The 21,557-nt window shown below is 50.3% G+C and carries 15 protein-coding genes; 8 read left to right on the top strand and 7 right to left on the bottom strand.

What is annotated here, in order from left to right; genetic code table 11:
* Positions 1-51: 51 nt before the first annotated feature.
* The 3 genes from METMA_RS24935 to METMA_RS27110 form a co-directional block, all read right to left on the bottom strand.
* On the bottom strand, positions 52-252 hold the full coding sequence (locus METMA_RS24935) for a DUF2934 domain-containing protein (RefSeq protein WP_020160385.1): 201 nt from the start codon (positions 250-252) through the stop codon (positions 52-54).
* Positions 253-407: 155 nt separating this feature from the next.
* Positions 408-2,564, bottom strand: coding sequence for a sensor domain-containing protein (locus tag METMA_RS0117370; protein ID WP_020160384.1), 2,157 nt, complete (start codon positions 2,562-2,564; stop codon positions 408-410).
* A gap of 376 nt (positions 2,565-2,940) precedes the next feature.
* A complete protein-coding gene (locus METMA_RS27110) occupies positions 2,941-3,108 on the bottom strand; it encodes a hypothetical protein (protein ID WP_020160383.1) in 168 nt (55 codons plus the stop codon).
* 648 nt (positions 3,109-3,756) lie between these two features.
* On the opposite strand from METMA_RS27110, the gene METMA_RS24930 reads away from it, so the two are divergent.
* The 8 genes from METMA_RS24930 (at position 3,757) to METMA_RS0117325 (ending at position 14,105) form a co-directional block, all read left to right on the top strand.
* On the top strand, positions 3,757-6,654 hold the full coding sequence (locus METMA_RS24930; protein ID WP_040590651.1) for a CheR family methyltransferase: 2,898 nt from the start codon (positions 3,757-3,759) through the stop codon (positions 6,652-6,654).
* Positions 6,655-6,771: 117 nt separating this feature from the next.
* Positions 6,772-7,896 carry a PAS domain-containing protein gene (locus METMA_RS25880; RefSeq protein WP_156830537.1) on the top strand — a complete coding sequence of 375 codons (1,125 nt, stop codon included), beginning with the start codon at positions 6,772-6,774 and terminating at the stop codon, positions 7,894-7,896.
* Positions 7,897-7,920: 24 nt separating this feature from the next.
* Positions 7,921-8,628 carry a sensor histidine kinase gene (locus tag METMA_RS25875; protein ID WP_020160380.1) on the top strand — a complete coding sequence of 236 codons (708 nt, stop codon included), beginning with the start codon at positions 7,921-7,923 and terminating at the stop codon, positions 8,626-8,628.
* Positions 8,615-9,238 (top strand): response regulator transcription factor, encoded by a 624-nt coding sequence (locus METMA_RS0117350; protein ID WP_020160379.1) that lies wholly within the window; start codon positions 8,615-8,617, stop codon positions 9,236-9,238. The genes METMA_RS25875 and METMA_RS0117350 overlap by 14 nt, the downstream gene beginning before the upstream one ends.
* A 452-nt stretch (positions 9,239-9,690) precedes the next feature.
* Positions 9,691-10,188: a transcriptional repressor gene (locus METMA_RS24920; protein WP_036250485.1), complete on the top strand. Its 498-nt coding sequence runs from the start codon at positions 9,691-9,693 to the stop codon at positions 10,186-10,188.
* Positions 10,189-10,314: 126 nt separating this feature from the next.
* Positions 10,315-12,414 carry a TonB-dependent receptor gene (locus METMA_RS0117335; RefSeq protein WP_020160376.1) on the top strand — a complete coding sequence of 700 codons (2,100 nt, stop codon included), beginning with the start codon at positions 10,315-10,317 and terminating at the stop codon, positions 12,412-12,414.
* Positions 12,415-12,428: 14 nt separating this feature from the next.
* Positions 12,429-13,385, top strand: a complete 957-nt coding sequence (locus METMA_RS0117330) for a CobW family GTP-binding protein (RefSeq protein WP_020160375.1) — start codon at positions 12,429-12,431, stop codon at positions 13,383-13,385.
* Between the two features lie 513 nt (positions 13,386-13,898).
* A complete protein-coding gene (locus METMA_RS0117325; RefSeq protein WP_020160374.1) occupies positions 13,899-14,105 on the top strand; it encodes a hypothetical protein in 207 nt (68 codons plus the stop codon).
* Between the two features lie 306 nt (positions 14,106-14,411).
* On the opposite strand, the gene METMA_RS0117320 is transcribed toward METMA_RS0117325, so the two are convergent.
* From METMA_RS0117320 to METMA_RS0117305, 4 genes are all read right to left on the bottom strand, one after another.
* On the bottom strand, positions 14,412-16,865 hold the full coding sequence (locus tag METMA_RS0117320; protein WP_027147416.1) for an EAL domain-containing protein: 2,454 nt from the start codon (positions 16,863-16,865) through the stop codon (positions 14,412-14,414).
* Between the two features lie 25 nt (positions 16,866-16,890).
* The gene (locus tag METMA_RS0117315) at positions 16,891-17,328 is read right to left on the bottom strand and encodes a response regulator (protein ID WP_020160372.1); all 438 of its coding nucleotides are present in this window, start codon (positions 17,326-17,328) and stop codon (positions 16,891-16,893) included.
* A complete protein-coding gene (locus METMA_RS0117310; RefSeq protein ID WP_020160371.1) occupies positions 17,325-20,231 on the bottom strand; it encodes a PAS domain S-box protein in 2,907 nt (968 codons plus the stop codon). The genes METMA_RS0117315 and METMA_RS0117310 overlap by 4 nt, the downstream gene beginning before the upstream one ends.
* Positions 20,232-20,698: 467 nt before the next feature.
* Positions 20,699-21,526: a CvfB family protein gene (locus METMA_RS0117305; protein WP_020160370.1), complete on the bottom strand. Its 828-nt coding sequence runs from the start codon at positions 21,524-21,526 to the stop codon at positions 20,699-20,701.
* Positions 21,527-21,557: the final 31 nt, after the last annotated feature.

The raw sequence follows: 21,557 nt of genomic DNA, 5'->3' as shown, positions 1-21,557 counted from the left end.
TTTATTTTGGATAAAGACTGCAGAGAGTGGGAAATTCCTGTTAATAGAGAATCACTCTACTTCCTGAAACCAATAGAAACACTGATTGTTAATTTCCTGTTCGGCTTCAAGCCAGTCTTCTAGTTCGTGTCCGGCTGCAAAACCTCTTTTTTCGGCTTTGCAGAAAGCGCGTTCTGCCACCATATCCCGAAATACTTCGGGATCGATAGCGGTAGTGGGTATATGTTGTACGGGTTTACATTCATCTTTCATTTTTCTTCCTAAACACTGCGAAGAAATAGTCATTGGGGTTCATTTTATGAACAGATGAATAAAGCCACAATCCGTATAATCACCTACCCAATCAAATGTTTAGGCTCAGCATCAAAGATAACCAATACTGTTTGATTTTGGAAAATGTATCAATTTCACGACATCAACTTGGTGAGATTTTTAGCGTCAGGCAGAGCGAGTGGAAAATAAAAATCACCCTGTCCCAAATTACAACCCATCTCTATCAGCTTATCTTTCTGAGCTTCGGATTCAATCCCCTGAGCAATGACCTGTAAATTCAGACTGTTTCCCAAGGCTATCACTGAACGAATAACGGCTTCGTAGTTGGAATTGCACAACATTTCAGATACGAATGAACGGTCAATTTTCAGTTTCTTAACCGGAATACGTTTTAAATTAATAAGTGAAAAATAGCCCTTGCCGAAATCGGCAATAGTCAAATCCATTCCTGCGTCAGCCAATCCATTCAAGGCTTTGATGATGTGCTCGGCATTGTCCATAAGACTGCACTCATTAATTTCCAATTCCAGGCAACGGGGCGAGAGCTCGTGCTCGCGCAGTATGCGTTCCACTGTCGCTAAAAAATCGGAACGCAGTAATTGAAACGCCGACACATTCACTACGATTTTATTTACCGGCACCCTCTCGTCCAGCCAACATCGCATCTGTCTGCAAGCTGCCTCAACCATCCATTCGCCCAGCGCCAGAATGAACCCGCTTTCCTGGGCTACGGGAATAAAGCGCGCAGGCGGTATCAGTCCCATTACCGGATGCTGCCAATGCACTAATGTTTCAATACCGGCGATGTTTCCGGTTTTAAGGCAAACCCGCGGCTGGTAATACAGAACCAGCTCACGCTTATCTATCGACTGCCTTAACTCAGTCTCTACAGCCATTTTTTCAAAGGCTTGCGTGGTTAATTCCGGTCTGTAATATTGAAAATTATTGCGACCTTCTTTTTTGGCTCGATACATCGCTGCATCAGCATTTTTTATCAAGCTGTCGGAGTCATCGCCATCCCGAGGAAACAAACTGATGCCGACACTGGTAGTTACTTGCAGGGTATGACCTTTGACTTCCACCGGGATATTAAATGTCTCAATCAGCTTTCGGGCCAGAGTGGCAGGACTTTTGGTATCGGAAACATCTTCCATGAACACGATAAACTCATCACCGGCATACCGTGAGACAGTATCCTCTTTTCTGACCAGATTCTTGATCCGCGTTGCCACTTCTTTCAACAAACCATCGCCAACGGCATGCCCATAGGTATCATTGATGATCTTGAAGCGGTCAAGATCGAGAAACAAAACGGCCACTTGAGAACCTTCCCGGCGTGCATTCTGCAGCGCATGATTGATACGGTCCTTTAATAACATCCGATTGGGCAGTTTGGTCAACGGATCATGATAGGCCAGAAACCCGAGGCGGTTCTGATCCTTTTTCAGATGGGTTATGTCCATAACCACGTAAACATGATGCGTTGTCCTGCCCGTTGCGTCCTTGACCTGGTTAATGGTCGTCCAGCACGGAAAATCATCGCTATTTTTGCGCCGATGCCATAGCTCGCCTTGCCAACTGTTGCCGTTTTTTCTGCTGTTGCGCAACGCCTCATCAATTTTTATGGCATCTTTTGGGGATTGAAAACAATGAGCCCTCTTGCCCAAAACCTCCTGACGGGAAAAACCGGTTAAGATCGTGAAGGCAGGATTCACCGAAATGATTTTATTGTCCTGATCTGTGACAACAATGCCTTCGCCTGTATTATTAACGATAACCGATGCCAGACTTGACTCCTCCTCGGCCCGCTTTCGCCGGGTAATATCGGTCAAAGTCATAAAAACCTGATGAGGCTCTCGCTCTCCCGGTAGGAATTCCGGTACGGAACTGGACATCACCCAGGTATGGTTTTGCTGTGCATGATTAAACAGCCCCATGACGACATTTTCCACAGGCTTGCCGGTACGCAAGGCCAACATGGCCGGATGCTGATCATGAGCAAGAACCGAGCCGTCTTCCTTAACAATTCTTGAGCAAGTATCGGTCAATGCGCGCCCCATCATATTATCAAGCGGCATCCCCATTATTTGTCCAGCAACCTGGTTAGCGGAGATCACCGTTCCCACATTACTCAGATAGATCACGCCCAGCCCCATGTTTTCGAGCAAACTGCGGTATTTAGCTTCGCTGACTTTTAATGCTTCCGCAACCAGATTGCGATTCGCCAAGCTCTGCATGAACAGAAAAAAAGAGTTAACGCTTTGTGACTCATCCTTAAATAAATTGAACATAATTTACTTACTCCCTCATCACATTACATGATAAAGGTGTTACCGCGCCTGAATACTTCAAATATGCCTGACAATTTGTGTGGCAATTTTTACATCGGATCAACATATTGATTCTCTCCATTTGGATCCCAAACTTCAGCTTGAAAGCGACCTCTTTAAGCCACTGTTTTGCGATACGAAAAACTGGAGCCCTCTTCACGCTCGACTCCAAAAAACGCGAAGAGGAACAGCAAAATCTAACTAGTTTTTAATGATCGTTACTTGATGCGATTATCCTTATCGACCTACGGCTATCCTCATTCCTTCGGCATTCCGGTCAACGCGCCGACTGATAATTTACCGATCGATTACCCGATGGTTACAGAATTACTTCTACTTATCTTTGCATGTCTTGCCGAAATTTTTTCTTCGATCTGGTTTTGGTGGATTTGTAATATTCAAATTCATCATCCATGAATTTTTTTTCTTTTAACTCAATATCAATCCCAGCTATTTTATATTGCCAATCAAAACTTTGATGTTGTTTAGATACATTAACTGCCATTTTGAACTCACTATTTCATCTGAATTTTTTGAATATCAACCATAATTAAATTTAAAAAGCCGTCCCATTCAAAAAAACGTGCAACCCCTGAAAAGCATCCATAAAAAAATACTTAACCCAAACGGGCTCTTACAGAAGCTAAACTTTCAGATTTTCTAAATTTATTTTTATGGTTCGCATATTTATAAAAGAAAAAACTTGATTAACAAATTCGTATATTCACCTAAGTATTTTTACGCATGGCTGGTTATCGCAAAATGTAGTATTTTTCTAACAAACTTTATTTGATTCAGATTGAGACCCTGTTTCATGAGAAGTGGTCCGCAACTTATCGAAAGACAGTCATTCTGGAAAAATTCATAACTATCCAATTCCAGCTTTGCTGGAGTCATTGGTTCAGATGCTTCCTTAATTCCCATATAAGTTGAATTGATATTGCGCACCTCATCAAACAAGGCACTGAGGCTAGTGATGATCGCTTGTTTTCAACATTAATCTGGTGTGTTAAGCTGAATTTCTATAATTAAAAAAATATGATAAAACAAGAACTTAATTCAGCCAAGGTAGCAATTTAGAGGTCTCTATTCCGTGAAATCAGGCGGCAGTAAAGTAGAGCCACGAATCGCATTAGAGTCCAGTGCTCGAGACATGCACTATAAAAAGCACTTGATGAATTCCAGGCTGCCCGTGGTCGGCATCGGAGCTTCAGCGGACGGGCTGGAAGCCCTGGAGGCATTTTGCTCCAATCTTTCATCGCCTAGCGGTTTTGCCTTTGTCATCATAACCCACCACCAGCAGCCCGGGCACACGAAGCTATTATCCGATTTACTATCCGGAGTTACCGAAATACCGGTTATTGTCGTTGAAGACGGCATGGTGTTGAAAAAAAATCATATCTTTGTATGCCCGCCCGGAAAAAACCTGGCGCTATTCCATCATCGAATGTATGTTATGGATAGATCCAGCCATGGGACGATGCATTTACCTATTGATTTCTTTTTACGTTCCCTGGCGGAAGATATACAGGAAATGAGTATTGGCATCCTGCTTTCAGGTATCGGCACGGATGGCACTTTGGGCCTTAAAACGATTAAGGCAGTGTCGGGCATGACCATGGTGCACGCCCCTGAAACCGCAAAGTTTGGCGGCATGCCCAACAATGCCATAGCGATGGGCGATATTGATTTTATATTGCCTGCTGAAAAAATGGGGCAACAATTGGTCCAATATATTGAAGCGTCTTATTTTAACAATTTTCAGACGCTGGAGCCGGCGGAAATGCTGGCAGCCACCGAACCAATCCAAAAAATTTTCATTCTGTTGCGCAATCGTACAGGCCATGATTTATCGGCCTATAAACCCACTACTGTCAACCGCCGCATAAACCGGCGCATGAATATCCATCAAATCAAAAATACGGATGCTTACGTGCGATTTTTGCAAGAGAATCCGGTCGAAATAGATAAATTGTTCAAGGAATTGTTGATCAACGTCACCAATTTTTTCAGAGACGAACCTGCATTCGAGGCGCTAAAACACACTGCCTTGCCGAAACTATTTGAAGATAAACCCGACAACTACGAAATGCGTGTATGGGTTCCGGGTTGTTCCACCGGCGAGGAGGCCTATTCCCTTGCCATTTTGCTTAAAGAGTATAACGAGCAATATAAAAAATCATACAGTTTTCAGATTTTTGCCACCGACCTGGACGAGTCATCCATTCACCAGGCACGGGAAGGTACTTATCCGATCGGGATTGCCGCCGATGTTTCACCGAATCGGCTGGCGCGCTACTTCGATCAGGAAGACAATCGCTACCGTATCAGCAAGGAAATCCGCGATACCGTGATATTTGCCATACAGAATCTGCTTCAGGACCCGCCATTCACGCGTATTGATTTGATCAGTTGCCGCAACCTGCTGATTTATCTGGGCGCCGAACTGCAAAAGCAGATTTTCCCACATTTCCACTATACGCTGAAAACCGGCGGCCTTCTGTTTCTCGGCACATCCGAATCGATTGGCAATTTTAACCATCTATTCTCAGTCATTGACAAAAAATGCAAGATTTATCAGCGAAAAAACATCCATATCGATTTGCCGATATCCAAACCCGGCTTACTACCGACAAGCTCACACAACGTCTCGTCAATGGCACATAAATTACCCAAACCAATCGCTCAACCCGGTCATATCGCCCGACAAATAGAAAAGCTGTTGCTGGAATACTACGCACCGGTCTGTATTATCATCAACGAACACGGCAAAATTATTTATATTCATGGCCATACGGGAAATTATCTGGAACCCGCGCAAGGCCAGCCCAACTGGAATATCATTGAAATGGCCCGGGAAGGCTTGCGCGTACCGCTGGCGACATCGCTGCGCAAAGCCAAAAAAAAAGGTGATATGGACATCATCAGCAATGGACTCAGAATCAAAACCAACAATGGCATCGAAACGATCGACCTGAAACTGGTGAGGATTTTCGAGCCGGAAGCGCTGCAGGATTTGTTTTTAGTCAGTTTTCATCCGCATCATGACAAACTCGTCACACAGACTGGCGAACAGGATAGCAACCCGGTCCCGGGCAATGAGAGTGATAAAGAGCAACTCGCGCAGGAACTGCTGTTTACTAAAAAATCCCTGCGTGCAACGATAGAAGAGCTGGAAACCTCGAACGAAGAGCTCAAGTCCACCAATGAAGAATTGCAAAGCTCCAACGAGGAACTGGAAACCTCCAAGGAAGAAATGCAGTCATTGAACGAAGAACTGAATACCATCAACAGTGAGCTTCAAACGAAAGTCGATGCCCTGTCCAAGATTAATGATGACATGCAAAACCTTCTGAACAGCACGAATATCGCGACGATTTTTCTCGACAACAACCTTAAAATAAGACGCTTCACCAAATCGGTCGTCAACATTGTCAACCTGATCAACAGCGACATAGGGCGACCTCTTGGCGATCTGGCCTTAAGCCTTAAATATGACTATTTGATCGATGATGCCAAAGCGGTGTTGCAAACGCTGATTTACAAGGACACGGAAGTACAATCCACAAATGGTGCCTGGTACCTGTTGCGTATCCTGCCGTATCGAACCGCGGAAAACATGATTGACGGACTGGTTATCACGTTTATCGATATCGGCAGATTGAAAAAAGCCGAACAGGCGGCGGTAGATGCCAGTATGGCCAGTGCGATCGTCAACACGGTCTGCCATCCCTTGTTGGTGCTCGATGAAAATTTCAATATCATTACCGCCAATCCGGCATTTTATAAGGCTTTCAATCCTGCTAATGAAAATCTGACAGAACAATCGTTCTTCACTATCAATGGCGCTGCCTGGGACACGGAACAACTGCGCGGCCATCTAAGCAAAACATTGAATCACAACACGACCTTTGAGGCGTTTAACCACAGCTATGAATTCCCGGTAATCGGGAAAAAACATTTAATCCTCAATGGCCGCTTACTACAGCAGGCATCGACAAACAGGCGCATCCTGCTGACCATCGAGGACATCGAACGGGATAAGTCATGAGCACAACCCTCCAAACTCCACTAATGCTCAGGCTGAAATTCCGCACCATTACCCCGGCCAGCACCCGCATGGACTGTGTGCGCCCATTTTTTCACCTATCCGCGGGAATCAATCGCCATGTTTAATTCATTTGACAGGAATACCGATTACGAAATTCTCCAAACAGATGCGGAGCACCTGCTGGTCCAATACCGAGAAAACCTTCGCAAACGGGCGGAAACGATGCTTAGCAAATCCGGCACCGATATTACTCGCATGTCCAGCCAGGATATTCAAAAGCTGCTGTTCGAATTCCAGGTTCACCAGATAGAGCTTGAATTACAGAATGAGGAACTTAGCCGAACGCATCAGGAACTGCTCGCCTCTCGTGATCTGTACGCCAACCTGTATAATCTTTCCCCGGTAGGCTATCTGACCCTGAATAAAGACGGTGTGATTCTGCAAGCCAACCTTACCGCCGCCCGTTTATTAGACCATCCCAAGGAAAAGCTCATCAACCGGAAGCTGGCTCAATATATTGATCCGGCTGACCAGGACCCGTATTATTTATTCCTGCGCAGCCTGATGACGGAACAAAACAATCAAACGCTGGATGTCCGGCTCAAACACAGCAACGATGATGTTGTCTATGTGGAATGCCAGGGTAAAATCAATGACATCAATGATAATGACAGCGAAATCTGGCTGACCTTGAACAACATCACCGAACGCAAACGCGCCGAGGCAACCATCGCCAATCTCAATAAAAAACTGGCCCAAAAGGTACTTAAGCAGGATTGCGATTTGTCTCAGAGCAATCAGAACCTGACCAAGCTGGTTGAAGACCTCAGGCATTCAAAACAGCAGATACTGGAACGCGAGGCAAAGCTTAATTCCATTTTCAATGCCTCCATAGAAGGTATCATTACTTGCGACATGTCCTGCAAAATCATCTCCGTGAATGCCGCGGTCGAAACCATTTTTGGCTATACCGAGAAAGAACTGATTGGCCGGCGCATCAATAAACTCATGCCTCTTTCGCAAAACAAATGCTCCCATCGGGAACGAAAAAGCTATAAGCAGGAAGCCGACATGCCAAAAGTCCTGGGCCGCATTCGCGAAGTGGAAGGCATGCGCAAGGACGGTTCCGCGGTACCACTCGACATCTCCATCGCCGAATTTACGCTTGATGGCCAGGACTATTTCACCAGCATCGTCCGTGACGTCAGCCTGCGCAAGATGCAAGAGCGCCAGCAAAAATAGCACCTGGAGGCACTCTCCCATGTTATGCGCCTGGGTTTGATGGGAGAACTGGCGTCCGGTATCGCCCATGAAGTCAATCAACCGCTGACAGCGATTGTCAACTACACGCAGGCCTGCCTGCGTTTTATTCAGGCCGAAAAACCCGATCTTTCGAAGCTCAGCTCAATCCTGCAAAAAACCCATGATCAGGCCTTGAAAGCAGGACAAATCATTCATCACATGCGGGAGTTTGTCAGATCCAAGAAAATACATCGCTCGACCGCCGACATGAACGCGCTGATCGAAAATGCGGTCAGCTTATCGGTGACCGATTTAAAACAATATAATATTCTATTGACTTTTAACCTGGCGGACGACCTGCCTGCCATTTATGTCGATAGTGTTCAGATTGAACAGGTGATCTTAAATCTAGTCAGAAACAGCATTGATGCCCTAAAAAATTTACCACATAATAAACCGCGAAAACTGTTTATTCAGACACTGCTGAATGATGATCACTTTATAGAAGTAAAAGTTAAAGACAACGGCATCGGACTTGGCCAGTCCAGCCAAAAAAAGATATTGACGCCTTTTTATACGACTAAATCGTCCGGCATGGGAATGGGATTATCCATCAGCCAATCAATCATCAAATCCCATGATGGCGCATTATACTTTGCCAGCAAACCGGGAAAAGGCAGTACTTTTTACTTTACTATACCGGTACGGAGGAAATCTGATGACGCACAATAAGCCGGCGACCCCTATAGTCTATTTAGTTGACGATGAATTTGCCGTGCGCGATTCCCTGACGCTATTGATCGAATCGACAGGACAGCCTGTCATGAGTTTCGAATCGGCTGAAGCCTTTTTAGATCACTATAATCCTGAGCAACCCAGTTGCCTGCTTCTGGACGTTAGGATGCCATCCATGAGCGGACTCGACCTTCAGGAAGAACTCATCAAAAGAGGCATAGATATCCCCATAATCTTCATCAGCGGCCATGCCGATGTGCCGGATTCGGCAAAAGCATTCAGAGCCGGAGCCGTCGATTTTCTGGAAAAACCGTTCAATGAGGAAATTCTGCTGAGCCGTATCGAGGAAGCCCTTAGCAAGGATGCCCAAACCCGGGAACAGCTCAGGGAGAAACGCAAGATACTTGACCGCCTCGATCATTTAACGGCCCGCGAAAAAGAAGTGCTGAGCCTGATAGTCAGAAGTCATTCCAACAAAGAGGCCGCCAGAATACTCGATATCAGCAACCGCACCATTGATGTACACAGAGCCCATATCATGGAAAAGATGCAGGCTGAAAATCTCGCCGAATTGATGGTGATGGCCATGCAATGCGACCTCCTGTAAAAAACCAATCCCTATTTAGCACGATAACCACGCGCAGCAATTTAATCGATCATCCGCTAAAAATACATTAACTGATGCCACTACGCAGATAATTGGCTCAGGCGCCCGCAGGGTCGAACTCACTGGTCCTTTAGGGTATTCGACCAAGGAAAAAGCCGGAGTGCCGGCACACTAACAGGCAACGCGAAACCCTTCTGGGCACAAGTACCCCCATAGGGCATAAATGAATTCTCACCTACAGCGCGACTCAGGTACCGCAATGTTCACAGAAAAACATAAAATGATTCGTGCGTAACCAGTACATTAATTCCAGCCAGCACGTCCCAATCCGTATAAGCGCTATTTTTTTTATTTAAAATGTTATAACATAACATTTTTGAATTCCTGACAGCCGCCGCACCGCTGACGACTGTCAAATTCAGTTAATTAACGTTCAAATCCATAATGCAACCATGAGCAAACCCGATTCTCACAATACACAAGCACCCCTTGCTCACGATCACAAAAAATGCATTACCGAAGCCATCAGCATGGCGGAACGGCTTTGCGTCAAGCGAGGGGTAAATATGACTCCGATTCGCCGCAAAATACTGGAACTCATCTGGGAAAGCCACAAAGCCGTCAAGGCCTATGACCTGCTCGATCACATCAAGCCACTGAACTATTCCGCCAAACCGGCAACCGTCTATCGGGCGCTGGATTTCCTATTGGGCCAGGGCCTGATTCATAAAGTGGAAAGCCTTAATGCCTATGTCGGCTGCAACTGCTCCGACAGACAGCATGAGCAATTATTGTTGATTTGCGATCAATGCCATGAGATCGAAGAGCGCGCCGCATTCGATGTCATGCACGCCCTGACATCGGAAATCCAAAAAGCCGGCTTTATCATCAGTTATAAATCAATTGAGATCCACGGCACTTGTGCCGCTTGCGCGAGAGCGAATGCCTGAGTCGGGCCAATATCCGCACGAATCAGGCTTTTTGGTTGTTATGTTATAACATAATTTAAGAATAATCGCGTAATCCCCATTTCAATCTATTTGCTACTTAATATTTAACACATCCAACTAACAACAATGAAGAAAAAAATCGCCCTTTTTTTCATCTCGGCTGGAGCGGTCAGCGTTACCGCTAAAGCAGATGACGAACAACCCCAGAAGCTGGAAACAATCGTCATCAGCACCCCACTGACGCAAACGATCTCCAGTGCCGCACGCCCGGTAACGGTATTAAACGATGATGAACTGCGCCTGAAAGCAGCAAGTACGATTGGTGAAACCTTGAAAGATGAAGCCGGTATTACCAGCCAGTCATTCGGGCCGGGCGTCGGCACGCCCGTTATTCGCGGCCAGTCCGGGCCGCGCGTACAGGTTCTGCAAAATAGCCTGGGCACCAATGACGCATCGTCATTAAGCCCTGATCATGCCAACAGCATAGAACCGTTCTTTGCCGACCAAGTCGAAGTCCTGCGCGGCCCCGCGACCTTATTGTACGGCAGCGGCGCCATCGGCGGCATCGTCAACGTCATCGATAACCGCATCCCGGAGCAGGTTCCCGAGCGCCTGATTCAGGGTGCCGTCGAACAGCGCTATAATTCCGTTTTCGAGGGCAAAACCAGCGCCTTTAAACTGGAAGGCGGCAAGGACATGTTCGCCTGGCATCTGGACGGTCTGTTCCGCGAAAGCATCCCGATGCAAATTCCGGGACTGGCTATCGACGAATCCGCCGAAGCCGCGACACACACCGAAGACGAGCATGAAGAGGAAATACTCAACAGCAACGGACGCCTGCCTAACAGTAACGCGCGCGCCAAGAACGGCAGCGCCGGATTTTCCATAATCGGCGACAAAGGCTTGCTAGGTTTTTCCGTCAATCATCTGGAAAACAATTACGGCGTACCGCCAGGCGCTCATGATCATGTCCACGAAGAAGAAAGTCATGATGATCAAGCCGAGATGCCAGAAGCCGTGCGCGTCGATATGCGGCAAACACGCTACGACATCAAAGGCGAACTGATAGACCCTTTCGCGCATGCCGACAGTTTGCGCATGCGCCTGGCCTACACCGATTATCAGCATGTGGAACTGGAAAACAACAGCCCCAGCACGCGCTACGAAAACGAAACCTTCGAAAGCCGGCTGGAGATGATGCAGAAATCATGGGCTGTTTTCGATCACGGCGTCATCGGCATGCAAACCAAAAACAGCACCTTTTCAGCGACCGGCGCCGAAGCCATCGTACCGAAATCGCAAATAGACTCCTACGGTTTCTTCGCCGTCGAAGACATCCACCACGGCGACTGGATTTATGAGTTCGGCCTGCGCGGCGAACACCAGACGATCTCGCCTGAAAGCCGGACGGCACGCACGCATACGCCGATCAGCGGCTCGGTGTCGGCCCTTTGGAACATCACCGACCAGGAATCGGTCAGCCTGGCCTTCTCGCGCGCCGAGCGCGCCCCGGGCGTGCAGGAACTGTTCGCCAACGGCTTGCATCTGGCTACCCGCAACTATGAAATAGGCAATGCCGACTTGCGCGAGGAAACCGCGCATAACCTCGATCTGGGCTTTCATGTCGATAGAAACTGGATACAGGCCGACGTCAGCTTTTACTACAATTGGGCTAATGACTATATCGCGCAGATTTACGACGGCACATTCTTCGATCGTGACGCCGACGCCTTTGTCGACGCATGCCCCGCCGGCGACTGCACGCCGGTCGTCCGAGCACAGCAGCGCGACGCCGAGTTCCAGGGCTTTGAAGCCAATTTCACCTTTCCCTTGCTCGAAACCCGCTACGGCAAGCTCGACAGTACCTGGTTCGGCGATTACGTGCGCGGCCGCTTTACCGATGGCACAGATGTCCCGCGCCTGCCGCCGCTGCGCTACGGCACGCAGCTGACCTGGTCCGACATGGACTGGCAGGCCAACATCCGCCTGACCCGCGCCGAACGGCAAAACCGGCCCGGCGAGAACGAAACCGAAACGCCCGATTACTGGCTGCTGAACACCAGTGCCAACTACCGCCTGGGCGTGGCCGAAAATACCGACTTAATGCTGTACGTCAAAGGCAACAATCTGCTGAACCAGGAAATACGCAATTCCGTCTCGTTCCTGCGCAACTTCGCCCCGGAAGCGGGCCGAGGTTTTGAGGTAGGTCTGCGGGTTGATTTTTAAAACAGGCATCACGCATGACATTTTCCCCTGAACCAGACAACCGTATTCCCGTCATCGTCCTGAGCGGCTTCCTCGGCAGCGGCAAAACCACATTATTGAACCAGCTGTTAAACCATGCCCCGCGCTCGGCCGTTGTGATCAATGAATTCGGCGCCACACCTGTCGATCAGCAGTTGCTCAGGCAACACAACGTGCCGTTGAGCGTCCTGTCAGGCGGCTGCCTGTGCTGTCAGGTACACGGAGCATTGACGCCGCTGCTGAAAAACCTGCGCATGGCCTGGCAGGCGCAGGCCGAGAAGCCGTTCGACCGCGTGTTGATCGAGACCAGCGGCATCGCCACCCCCGAACCGATACTGGACACCTTGTTAAGGGAGCGATGGCTGGCATCGCGCTATCGTCTGGATGGCCTGATCGTAACGGTTTCGGCCGCTGCCGGCGAGGATGCCTTGAATCGGTATCCCGAAGCCCAGGCCCAGATTGTCTGGGCCGATACATTGATTATTACCCATACTGATCTGGCGGAAGACCGACAAATCGATAGCCTGACGGCGCGCCTGGACCAATTGGCCCCGGCGGCGGCAAAGCTTCACGCCGTGCATGGCGCAATCGATCCTGATACCTTGCTCACTTTCCAGAAACAGCACCGCTATCGATTAATATCCGATCCGCCTATACCTGAGCACCGCTTTGGCAGCACTACGCTGCAATTCGACCAACCTGTTTCCTGGCCGCGCCTGCAGGCCGCGCTGGAGAACCTGATGATGCGGCATGCCGACCGGTTGCTGCGCCTGAAAGGCGTGGTTTACACCACTGAACACCGTCGCCCCGTATGCGTGCAAGGCTCGGCCGGGCGATTGTTCCCGCCAGCACTATTGCCTGCCAGGACTTCCGAAGATGGCCGCGGCCGCTTGGTGTTCATCACTGACGGCGAGATAAAAGTCCTGCTCGAATCCGTAACGGCAGCCCTGTAAACAACGGACATGCCATAAATGCGGACTCATTTCCAAGAATTCACACATTTCCATCAGCCCTGATTAATCACGGGGCGCACAGCCATTCTGAACTTTCAGTTTTTACCTGAGTTTTACCTCGCATCGTTCGTAGCCTAATTACTTTAACCTGAATATTTCACCACGAAGGACACGAAGTACACGAAGGCTTTTCAATTCAATTACTTGCAAATATTTCATAATGAGCTCATGAAGTTATCTGTGAGAAATGATAATGCCATGATTTTCTTCGTGTTCTTCGTGTTCTCTGTGGTTCCATGAAATATCCGGGTTAAACCGCTGATTTGTGCTGGTACAAATTCTGCTTCATTGTTAAATGAGCTCGAAAATATCCAGGAATCGGCCTTATTTCTGTCATTTTTCCAACATATTGCAAATTGAATGTTCGAAGTTCGACAGAAACCGGACCGATCAGGTGAGCTGCGTTTTTTCAGCCCACCTTCCGACAACACAAAACCGTGAGAGGTATCAACAATGGCAGAGTTTTACGTTGAGGTTAATGCTCAAAGCAATGGGGACCATGTGGTTCATAAAGCGGATTGCGATCATCTTCCCGGCAAGGAAGCGATTCAATACCTGGGAGCCATCAGCAATTGCAACAGCGCCCTGAAAAAAGCCGCTCAATTATTCAGGCAGGTTAACGGGTGCACGCATTGCGCGGCGACCTGTCATACAGCCTGAGTAAAAAACTGATCCGGCAAAGCCGAACGGGATGCCAGCGGCTGGCGACAGCCTGCGGAGCATCCGCTCATCTTGCCGCATGCTGATGACGGACGGTTTGAACATTCATTCTGCTTCAATCTGATCAGCGTTTGCTACTGACCTGACACCTTTTATTGCCGTGTCAGAAGCGCTGTTCAAGTTGCGGAATGAATGTTCGGTTTATGTGACCGGACATGGCACGGGCACTTAAGGCAAAAAGCCGAGGCGGCGCCTCGGCCCCTCCAAATGAGGACTTTTCAAGAGAAGATTAAGCTATTGCGCGCGTCACCAGTGCCGGCCCTCCCGCAGCAGGTCGACCAGGTCGTTATTACGCAAGGGACGACTGACATAGTACCCCTGTACCAGATCGCAATCATGGGCGCGAAGGAAGTCGAATTGCTCTTTGGTTTCCACGCCTTCGGCGATGACTTCTAGGCCGAGTTTTTTACCCAGCGTGATGCTGGCCTCGACAATGGCCGCATCGTTGGTATCGAGGGTCAGGTCGCGCACGAAACTCTGATCGATCTTAAGCGCATCCAGCGGAAAACGCTTGAGATAGGACAGCGATGAATAGCCCGTGCCGAAATCGTCGATGGCAATGCGAATCCCCAGTGCCCGTAGTTTCTTCAGGATCTCGATGGTGGCCGCCGGGTCCTGCATGATGATGTTCTCGGTCATTTCCAATTCCAGCGCATTCGGCGGGATGCATTCTTCCTTCATGATGCGGCACACCGTGTGCAGCAACTCCGGGTCGTTGAACTGGGAGGCCGATACGTTGACGGAAATACGCATGCCGTGAAGCCCCATTTCTCTAAACTCGGCGCAGGCCTGGCTCAGGACCCACTCCCCGACCGGCATGATCAACCCGGACTCTTCCAGCATGGCAACAAAACCGGCCGGCGCTACCAGGCCGCGTTGCGGATGCCGCCAGCGGATCAATCCTTCCATGGCAACGATATGGCCGGTGCCAAGCTCCACCTGCGGCTGGTAATAAACCACAAACTCGTTGCGCTTCAGCGCCAGGCGCAGATCAGTTTCCAGGGTCAGCAGTTCATGGCTGCGGGTATTCATATCCGGGGCGTAAAAACGGTATTGATTATGGCCCGCCGCAATGGCCTGATACATGGCCGTGCCGGCATTACGCAACAAATCTTCGGCATCGATTCCGTCATGCGGATAGATAGCGATACCGGTACAGAAGGTGATGTAAGTTTCCTGGGCGCCCAATGACATCGGACGCTCGAAAGCGGCATAAATTTTGCGGAGCACGTCTAATATATTTTCCGAACGCGGCAGATCGCCGGCCACCACCGCAAACTCGTCACCACCATGGCGCGCGATGGTGTCATTAGGACGCAGCGCGGCCTGCAGCCGATCGGATATTTGCTGGAGCAAGGCATCGCCGACCGCGTGCCCCATGCTGTCATTGATCCGTTTGAAGTTGTCTATATCCAGAAATAACACGGCCACGAATTTATCGCTGGACCGGGCTCGTTCCAATTCCGCGGCCAGACGGTCCATCAACAGAAACCGGTTCGGCAGGCCGGTCAGCAGATCATGGGTCGCCTGATGCTGCAATTCGGCCTCGAAACGCTTGCGTTCGGAAATATCACGGGCAATCGTGGACAGGTATTCGACCTTGCCGGACGCATCATGATGCGCCAGCAGTACTTGAGAGACCGGTACTTCTATCTCGTCCATACGCCGCAAGGCGGTCTCCCCGGACCAGGTGCCGACACGGTGAGCGATAGGCAGCGCTTCGCTCTGTAACAGGTGCGCTATGCGTTCGGGAAACAGTTCTTTCAGACAGAACTTGCTGATATCCACCTTCGGGTCAAGGCCGAGCAAACGATAACCGGCATTATTAAGGTACCGCAGACAGCCGGCCGGGTCGAGAATCGCAACCAGGTCGGTAGTCGCCTCCAGAATGGTGACCAATTGGGCTCTCGCTTCTTCGGCCTTTACCCGTGCGGTGATATCACGCCCCGTGGAAACCAGGTGGGTAATACGTCCCTGATCGTCCGTCAAGGGCGTGATGACTTTCTCCTCATAGAACAGCTCGCCGTTCTTTTTTCGATTGACCAGGGTGCCCCTGAATATCTCGCCCTTGAGCACTGTTTGCCATATCACCTGATAAAAAGCCTTATCGTGCCGGCCGGATTTCAGCAGCGAAGGTTTACCGCCCACGGCTTCGTCTTGCGCATAACCGGTCAGGCGTTCGAACGCCGGATTGACGTATTCGATGCAGCCGCGCGGATCGGTAATGATGACACTGTCGGCCGCCTGCTCCACGGCCAGGGACAGTTTGCGCAGCATCTCCTCGGCCTGGCGGCGTTCGCGCCGCAGCTTCGCTTCTTCAAGTTCGCGCTCCACGGCCGGCACCAGGCGAGTCAGGTTATCTTTCATGACATAGTCCTGAGCGCCGGACTTCATCGCTTGTACGGCCGTATTCTCGCCGATCGTGCCCGACACAAAGATGAAAGGCAGATCGAGGTCGTGCTGCCTGACGACTTCGAGCGCCCGCATACCGCTAAAATGCGGCATCGTATAATCGGACAATACGATATCCCACTGCTGTTTCAGGGCCTCGGTTAAAGCCGGCTCCGTCTCGACCCGTCGCCAATCGACCGACCGGCCGCCCTCCAGCTCCAATTGATCCACCAGCAGCAGCGTATCGTCTTCGGAATCTTCAACAATCAGTGTGCGCAAGGGTTGTGCGGAATCTACACGCTTCAACATAACATTACCTTTCTCTTCCATACGATCAGTCTGGTGGTGGCTCATTGAGCAGTATCCAGTACAACCCAAGCTGGCCGGCCGCCCGAACGAATTCGTCGAAATCGACCGGCTTGCGCACATAACTGTTGGCGCCCAGCATATATCCCTTGAGCCGGTCTTCTTCCTCATTCGAGGAAGTCAGCAGGACAACCGGCAGCAATTGCGTACGTTCATCATCCCGAATGCGGCGCAGCACTTCCAGACCGTCTATCTTGGGCAATTTCAGATCCAGCAGCACAACCAGCGGCAAATCATGAGGATCCCGCCCGGCATAAGCCCCCGTACCAAACAGGTAATCCAGCGCTTCAGCGCCATTGTGCGCCACGACTATGTCGTGTTGTACATTATTCTTCTCGAGGGCATGCAAAGTAAGCGCCTCATCATCAGGATTGTCTTCTACTAGAAGAATGACCTTTTTATTCATAAATCCTCCCGGGCTTCCAGCGTAAAATAAAATACCGCTCCATGTTCGACCTCACTCTCGGCCCAAATACGTCCGCCGTGTTTGTGAATAATGCGTTGCGCGGTCGCCAGTCCGATACCCGTGCCGGGGAATTCATTGGTATCGTGCAGTCGCTGAAAGGCGCCGAACAGTTTTTCGGCATATGCCATATCGAAGCCGGCGCCATTATCGCGCACGAAATAAACCGGCTCGCCATCCTGACTCTGCACGCCGAACTCGATCCTTGCATCGGCTTGCTTGCTGGTAAATTTCCAGGCATTGCCCAACAGGTTATCCAGCACGATGCGCAACAGCCGGGCATCGCCCCAGGCAGTCATATCCGGCTGTATCGTATACTGCACAGTGCGGTGCGGCTCCTGCTTGCTCAGTTCCTCGATCACCTCGCCGGCAAGCGCGCTCAAATCGACGTTTTCGCGTTTCAGCTCAGCGCGGGTAATGCGTGACAGCTTGAGCAGGTCATCGATCAGTGCCGCCATGTGCTGGGCGGCGGCACGTACCCTTCTCAGGCGGTCCCGGCCGGTGTCGTCGAGGCGATCGGCATACTCATCCAGCAAAATACGACTGAAACCATCCACGGCACGTAACGGCGCACGCAGGTCATGGGAAACGGAATAACTGAAGGCCTCGAGTTCGTGATTGACCGATTCCAGTACCATGGCCCGGTCGCGCAAGGCCGTGTTCAATTGCCGGATGCGCTGCTCGATTTCCTTGCGTTCGCTGATATCCTCGATGATGCCGTCAAAATAAAAATTGCCGGCGCTGTCTTTTTTCATGGCGGCGCTAACGGCCCCATAAAACTCGCGCCCTTGCAGAGTGACCAGTTCTATCTCTTCGTTACCGACAAAACCTTGCTGCATGATTTTGTCCGTAAACTCTTTCCAGCAGTCCTTGTCCCGGCACAAATCACTGACCGGATGCGCCTGTAACTGTCCGGCCGATTCGGCCTCGAACATGGCGACTATGGCCTGATTGACTTCCAGGAACCGGCCATTCGCCGCCGGCGTCTGGCGATAAACGCCGACCGGCAGATTATTAACCAACTCTTGATACTTGGCTTGCGCCTCGCGCTGAGCCTGTTCCGCTCGTTTGCGCGCCGTCACATCACGAATAATACTGATAACGAACAGTTCCTGTTCTATTTCCATCGGGCTCAGGTTGATCTCCACCGGCAATTCGCTGCCGTCCTTGCACAGGCCGTACAGATCGAGGCCGATTCCCACGGGACGGACCACCGGGTTGGCCATATAAGCTTGACGATACCGCAGGTAATCTTCACGGAAGCGCTTGGGCACCAACATTTCAACCTTTTGCCCTAGCAGTTCATCGCGCGTATAGCCGAACCACTTCTCGGCCTGGGCATTGACCAGTACGATCGTCCCATCGCGATTGGTCATGACGATGGCATCGGGCGCCGATTCGAGCAAACCCCGAAAGCGGGTTTCGCTGGCGCGGAGTTCTTCCTCGGCACGCTTGCGCTCGGTAATATCGCGAATAATGCTGGTGATGAGTTTTTCCCGCTGGGTCTCTAATGGACTCAGGTTGATCTCCACCGGAAATTCGCTGCCATCCTTACGCAGGCCATGCAGATCAAGACCGCTCCCCATCGGGCGGACAGCAGGATGAGCGGTATAGTCTTTCCGGTAGTGCTGGTGCTGTTCGCGATAACGCTCGGGCATTAAGTGTTCGACCGGCTGCCCGAGCAGTTCGTCGCGCGTATAGCCGAACCACTTCTCGGCCTGGGCATTGACCAGTACGATATGTCCTGCTTCATTGACGATGACAATGGCATCGGGCGCCGATTCGACCAGTCCACGGAAGCGGGTTTCGCTGGCGCGTTTCTCTTCTTCAACCTGCCGCCGCTTGACACGGTAATGGGCAATAAACCAGCTGACGACACCCAGAAGCAAGGCCAAGGCGAAAAATGCAAGCCATCGGGCTTGGGCTACCGACCTCTCTGCAAGCATCTCGGACGACACACGGGCGACCAACAACCAACGTTCATCGCCGGCAATAACACCATCGCGGTCTTCTCCAAACATGCTTTTCGGAATAATGGCTCTGTAACTGAAAAAATCGCCGTCAGCCATGAATTGTTGCCGTTCGGGGTGCTCGATAATAGATGACCAGGCGGCTTTGTACTCGTTGGCGAACGTTCTGTCCTGGCGGTCCGGATACATGAAGCCCCATTCATCTTCAGGGCGGGCACCGCTCAGCCAATATCCCTGGTTATTGAGCAGCCACAGGCTGCCGATGCTTTGTTCGCAAATGGCCCGAAACCGGTCAATCAGTCGTTGTCCCCGATAATTCAACAGGATGATGCCGCGTTTTTGGCCGCGCCGGTCGAACACCGGCGTGCCGAACCTGATCACGGGCTTGATCGGCTGATCGATTTGACCGCGCTCGATACTGAGATCGAATGAGGAAATGTAGATTTCGTCCTTGTTCAGGGCCAGCGTGCGCTCGACAAAATAGAGTTCGGACCGGTCCTGCAATTCCTGCGTCGGCACGATCATCGGCTGTCCCTGGTTCCAGTTGATGCGTATTTTTTCCCGCCCCTGTTCATCCAGAAACCGGATCTGATCATAGAGCTGGCGATATTTGACAAAGGCGAGCAGATCGGCGCCCAGGCGTTCCAGGATCTGGGGCGTTTCCCGCCTGAGCCAGTCATTCAGCACCGGCTGGTCTCTCAAGTACAGTATATCGCCGTGCAACATGCCCAATTCTTCGGCAATGGCCTGGCTTGCACTTTTTATACTCTGCTGGCCTTCATCGCGCATGAAGGCCCGCGTCGAATTTTGATGGGTTATATGAATGCCCCAGAAAACGGCGGCCAGCACCAGTGTCAGTAGCGCCCATATCAACATACACTGGCGTGCTATCAACCAACCCCGATGATCCTTGTTTGCATTAAAAAACCTTCCATTCATAATGGCTACCACCATTTTTGTTTGTCGTTTTTAATATCGTGCTGAATCAGTGCGTTATTTTCAGAAAGTTACGTTAAATTTATCCTCATGATTACTTATATTGCACAAGCGTGCCGCCCCTTGAGTCTCACCATATTCAGTTGGCTGGCGGGGATTCACAGTGTCCGCATTTATACAGTGTCTGCATTTATCGATAGCCGCCCCAGTCCCAGAGCCCGATTGAAATAAAGTATGCCGTTATTGACATCTGGAATCTGATCTAAATCCAACAAACTGCGTAACATCAGCTATTGTTATGAAAATCTGACCAATATTGGTGTTGAAAATTCGAAACATTTGAACTTGCCTCGCCCCTGGTAATCGTATTTCGACTGCCAGGGGAACACCGCGCGCTGAAAGACGGATCAAACCAGCCTGATTCCGTCTTTTTCTATAAGGATAAGTTGCTTCTTGTACAAGGCGCCAATGGCCTGCTTGAACACTTTCTTGCTGACGCCGAACGCCGCATAAATAGCTTCGGGCGGACTTTTGTCGCTCAGCATCAAATAGCCGTCATTCTGCTTCAGACTGGCGAGAATTTTATCGGTGAGTGATTCGACTTTGCCGTAACCGGGCTCATGCAGCATCAGATCGATCTTCTTATCGTCCCTGATCTGCTTGATGTAACCGTCCAGCTTCTGCCCCTTTCTGAGCGGCTGGAATATTTCGTTGTTATACAGCAGTCCCCAATGGCTGTTGTTGACGACAGCCTTATAGCCCAGATCGGTTTTATCGGCGATGATCAGCGACACTTTCTGGCCCGCCTTAAAATCGTCCGATTCTTCTTCCAGCCATTCGTCCAGTTTGGTCGATGCGGCAATGCGGCCTTTGTCATCCAGAAACAATTTGACCAGATAAGACTTGCCGACCTCCATTTCATGATGCTGTTCACTGAACGGCACCAGCAGATTCTTGGGCAGTCCCCAGTCCAGAAAAACGCCGACATAGCTGACCGACACCACTTTCAGCCAGGCCACATCATCCACCTGAGCCAGAGGCTTTTGCGTCGTCGCGGCCAGATGACCTTCCGAATCGACATAGACGAACACGTCCAACGTATCGCCCGCCTGGCAATTGGCCGGCAGTTTTTTATCGGCCAGCAGGATTTTCCGGGTGGTTCCGCTATCGAGATAAATCTCATAGCCCAGCTGTTTGGCGACTTTCAGCTTGTTGATTTTGCCGATATGAATCATGAATAAATACTCGCTTAGTCTTTGGAGAATA

It is taken from the genome of Methylobacter marinus A45 (assembly GCF_000383855.1).
Classification (GTDB): domain Bacteria; phylum Pseudomonadota; class Gammaproteobacteria; order Methylococcales; family Methylomonadaceae; genus Methylobacter; species Methylobacter marinus.
The sequence above is the reverse complement of the archived record's forward strand: the minus strand, read 5'-3'. Positions and strand labels throughout refer to the sequence as shown.

What these genes read in the sequence shown, in the direction of transcription:
- METMA_RS24935 (WP_020160385.1), bottom strand. Translation starts at nt 252, where the DNA reads ATGAAAGATGAATGTAAACCCGTACAACATATACCCACTACCGCTATC.
- METMA_RS27110 (WP_020160383.1), bottom strand. Translation starts at nt 3,108, where the DNA reads ATGGCAGTTAATGTATCTAAACAACATCAAAGTTTTGATTGGCAATAT.
- METMA_RS25875 (WP_020160380.1), top strand. Translation starts at nt 7,921, where the DNA reads ATGCGCCTGGGTTTGATGGGAGAACTGGCGTCCGGTATCGCCCATGAA.
- METMA_RS24920 (WP_036250485.1), top strand. Translation starts at nt 9,691, where the DNA reads ATGAGCAAACCCGATTCTCACAATACACAAGCACCCCTTGCTCACGAT.
- METMA_RS0117325 (WP_020160374.1), top strand. Translation starts at nt 13,899, where the DNA reads ATGGCAGAGTTTTACGTTGAGGTTAATGCTCAAAGCAATGGGGACCAT.
- METMA_RS25880 (WP_156830537.1), top strand. Translation starts at nt 6,772, where the DNA reads ATGTTTAATTCATTTGACAGGAATACCGATTACGAAATTCTCCAAACA.
- METMA_RS0117370 (WP_020160384.1), bottom strand. Translation starts at nt 2,564, where the DNA reads ATGTTCAATTTATTTAAGGATGAGTCACAAAGCGTTAACTCTTTTTTT.
- METMA_RS0117330 (WP_020160375.1), top strand. Translation starts at nt 12,429, where the DNA reads ATGACATTTTCCCCTGAACCAGACAACCGTATTCCCGTCATCGTCCTG.
- METMA_RS0117335 (WP_020160376.1), top strand. Translation starts at nt 10,315, where the DNA reads ATGAAGAAAAAAATCGCCCTTTTTTTCATCTCGGCTGGAGCGGTCAGC.
- METMA_RS0117320 (WP_027147416.1), bottom strand. Translation starts at nt 16,865, where the DNA reads ATGTTGAAGCGTGTAGATTCCGCACAACCCTTGCGCACACTGATTGTT.
- METMA_RS0117315 (WP_020160372.1), bottom strand. Translation starts at nt 17,328, where the DNA reads ATGAATAAAAAGGTCATTCTTCTAGTAGAAGACAATCCTGATGATGAG.
- METMA_RS0117310 (WP_020160371.1), bottom strand. Translation starts at nt 20,231, where the DNA reads ATGTTGATATGGGCGCTACTGACACTGGTGCTGGCCGCCGTTTTCTGG.
- METMA_RS0117350 (WP_020160379.1), top strand. Translation starts at nt 8,615, where the DNA reads ATGACGCACAATAAGCCGGCGACCCCTATAGTCTATTTAGTTGACGAT.
- METMA_RS0117305 (WP_020160370.1), bottom strand. Translation starts at nt 21,526, where the DNA reads ATGATTCATATCGGCAAAATCAACAAGCTGAAAGTCGCCAAACAGCTG.
- METMA_RS24930 (WP_040590651.1), top strand. Translation starts at nt 3,757, where the DNA reads ATGCACTATAAAAAGCACTTGATGAATTCCAGGCTGCCCGTGGTCGGC.